The organism is Mesorhizobium sp. BR1-1-2 (assembly GCF_020165435.1).
In the GTDB taxonomy this organism is placed as follows: Bacteria; Pseudomonadota; Alphaproteobacteria; order Rhizobiales; family Rhizobiaceae; genus Mesorhizobium.
Genome location: NZ_JAIUID010000033.1, coordinates 1 through 2,624 on the forward strand (window position 1 = coordinate 1; position 2,624 = coordinate 2,624).

3 protein-coding genes are annotated in these 2,624 nt (G+C 65.7%); all 3 read right to left on the reverse strand.

The genetic code is table 11. The features are described 5' to 3' along the window. A partial coding sequence (locus LB551_RS29835; protein WP_224661393.1) for a sulfate/molybdate ABC transporter ATP-binding protein occupies nt 1-809 on the reverse strand: 809 nt, incomplete at its 3' end. 182 nt (nt 810-991) lie between these two features. After that, complete coding sequence (gene cysW, locus LB551_RS29840) at nt 992-1,876, reverse strand: sulfate ABC transporter permease subunit CysW (protein ID WP_140552357.1); 885 nt, start codon at nt 1,874-1,876, stop codon at nt 992-994. Continuing rightward, nucleotides 1,869-2,624: sulfate ABC transporter permease subunit CysT (cysT, locus tag LB551_RS29845; RefSeq protein ID WP_224661394.1), on the reverse strand; the 756-nt coding region annotated here is incomplete at its 5' end. The genes cysW and cysT, both read right to left, overlap by 8 nt.

Genomic DNA, 2,624 nt, shown 5'->3' on the forward strand with positions numbered 1-2,624 from the left:
TTGCCGCTGGCGGCGTCCGGCGCCGACAGCCCGACCGGGCGATCGGCGAGCCAGACCTCGCCATTCTCGACCTTGACGGGAAGCGAGCTCGATTCGCCGATGAAGCCGTAGACGAAAGGCGAGTTCGGCCTGTCATAGATGTCGTCGGCGGTGCCGACCTGCTCGATGCGGCCCTGGCTCATCACCACGACGCGGTCGGCAAGCTCCAGCGCCTCTTCCTGGTCGTGGGTGACGAAGACGGTGGTGTGGCCGGTGGCGTCATGGATGTCGCGCAGCCAGCGGCGCAGTTCCCGGCGCACCTGCGCGTCGAGCGCGCCGAACGGCTCGTCGAGCAGAAGCACTTTGGGTTCGATCGCCATGGCGCGCGCCAGCGCGACGCGCTGGCGCTGGCCGCCGGAAAGCTGCGCCGGATAGCGCTTTTCCAGGCCCGAGAGCTGGACCAGGTCGAGCAGCTCGGAAGCGCGGCGGCGGATCTCCTGCGCCGGCGGCCGCGTCGAGCCCTGCCGAACCTTGAGGCCGAAGCCGATATTGTCCGAGACCGTCATGTGCCGGAACAGCGCGTAGTGCTGGAAGACGAAGCCGACATTGCGCTCCTGGATCGATTTCTGCGAGGCGTCCTCGTCGCCGAAGAAGATCTTGCCGCGCGTCGGCCGCTCCAGCCCGGCGATCAGCCGCAGCAGCGTCGTCTTGCCCGAGCCCGACGGCCCCAGCAACGCGATCAGCTCGCCCGACTTGATGTCGAGCGACACGTCATGGAGCGCGGGAAACCGCTCGAACTCCTTGCGCACATTGGCAACGCGAACTTCCATCAACAGTCCCTTTGTAGTGGCTGCATGCCGTTATCCCAAAACCGGTTCCCACTTTTGGGCGACATGCTTTGTAGTGGCTGCATGTCGTTATCCCAAAACCGGTTCCCACTTTTGGGCGACATGCTTTGTAGTGGCTGCATGGCGTTATCCCAAAACCGGTTGCCGCTTTTGGGCGACATGCATCAATGTCCACGCGCCGCGGCGATCTCGGCGCCGTAACGCATCTCGAGCAGTGTCTTCAGGACCAGCGTCACCAGCGCCAGGCCGGCCAGCAGCGAGGCGACGGCAAAGGCGCCGACGGCGTTGTATTCATTGTAGAGGATTTCGACATGCAGCGGCATGGTGTTGGTCAGGCCGCGTATATGGCCCGACACAACCGAGACCGCGCCGAACTCGCCCATGGCGCGCGCATTGCACAACAGCACGCCGTAAAGCAGCCCCCATTTGACGTTGGGCAGCGTCACATACCAGAAGGCCTGCCAGCCATTGGCGCCAAGCGACAGCGCGGCCTCCTCGTCGCCATTGCCCTGTTCCTGCATCAGCGGGATCAGCTCGCGGGCCACGAAGGGGAAGGTGACGAAGATGGTGGCCAGCACAATGCCGGGCACGGCGAACAGGATGACGATGCCGTGCGCCTTCAGCCAGGCGCCGAGCAGCCCCTGGGCGCCGAACAGAAGCACGTAGACCAGACCCGAGATGACCGGCGAGACCGAGAACGGCAGGTCGATCAGCGTGGTCAGGAAGGCCTTGCCCTTGAACTCGAACTTGGCGATCGCCCAGGCGGCCGAGATGCCGAAGACGACATTGAGCGGCACCGAGATCGCCGCCACCAGCAGCGTCAGCCGGATCGCCGAGCGCGTGTCGGGATGGGCAAGCGCCTCGGTGTAGGCGCCGACGCCCTTGGCGAAGGCTTCGTTGAAGACGATGATCAGCGGCAACAGCAGGAAGATGCCGAGGAAGGCGAAGGCGATCGCCATCAGCACGGCCTGCGCCGGGCGGCTTTCGGTCACCGCCGCCGAGCGGCTGTCGTGATGCGGCTCGTAGGATTTGATCTCCGGATCAGCCATAGCGCTTGCGGCTCCATGTCTGCGCCAGGTTGACGATGAGCAGCATGAGGAATGACAAGGCCAGCATGATCGCGGCGATGGCGGTCGCCGCCGGGTAATTGTACTCCTCCAGCCGGATGACGATCAGGAGCGGCGCGATCTCGGATTTGTAGGGCAGGTTGCCGGCGATGAAGATGACCGAGCCGTATTCGCCGACGCCGCGCGCGAAGGCCAGCGCGAAACCGGTGACGATGGCCGGCGCCAGGCCCGGGAACAGCACCCGGGTGACGATCTGGAAGCGGCTGGCGCCGAGCGTGGCGGCGGCCTCCTCCACCTCCTTGTCGATCTCCTCCATGATCGGCTGCACGGTGCGCACGACGAAGGGCAGGCCGATGAAGACCAGCGCGATGACGATGCCGAGCGGCGTGTAGGCGACCTTGAGCCCGAGCGGCAGCAACAGCTTGCCGATCCAGCCATTGGGCGCGTAGAGCGTGGTCAGCGCGATGCCGGCCACCGCCGTCGGCAGCGCGAAGGGCAGGTCGACCATGGCATCGACGATGCGGCGGCCGGGAAAGCGATAGCGCACCAGCACCCAGGCGACCAGCGTGCCGAAGACGACATTGACGGCGGCCGCGACAAAGGCGGTGCCGAAGCTGATGCGGAGCGCGTTGATGGTGCGCCGGTCGGTGGCGATCGCCCAGAAATCGGTCCAGCCGAGCGCCGCCGAGCGCCAGATCAGCCCCGACAGCGGAATGAGGATGATGAGGGT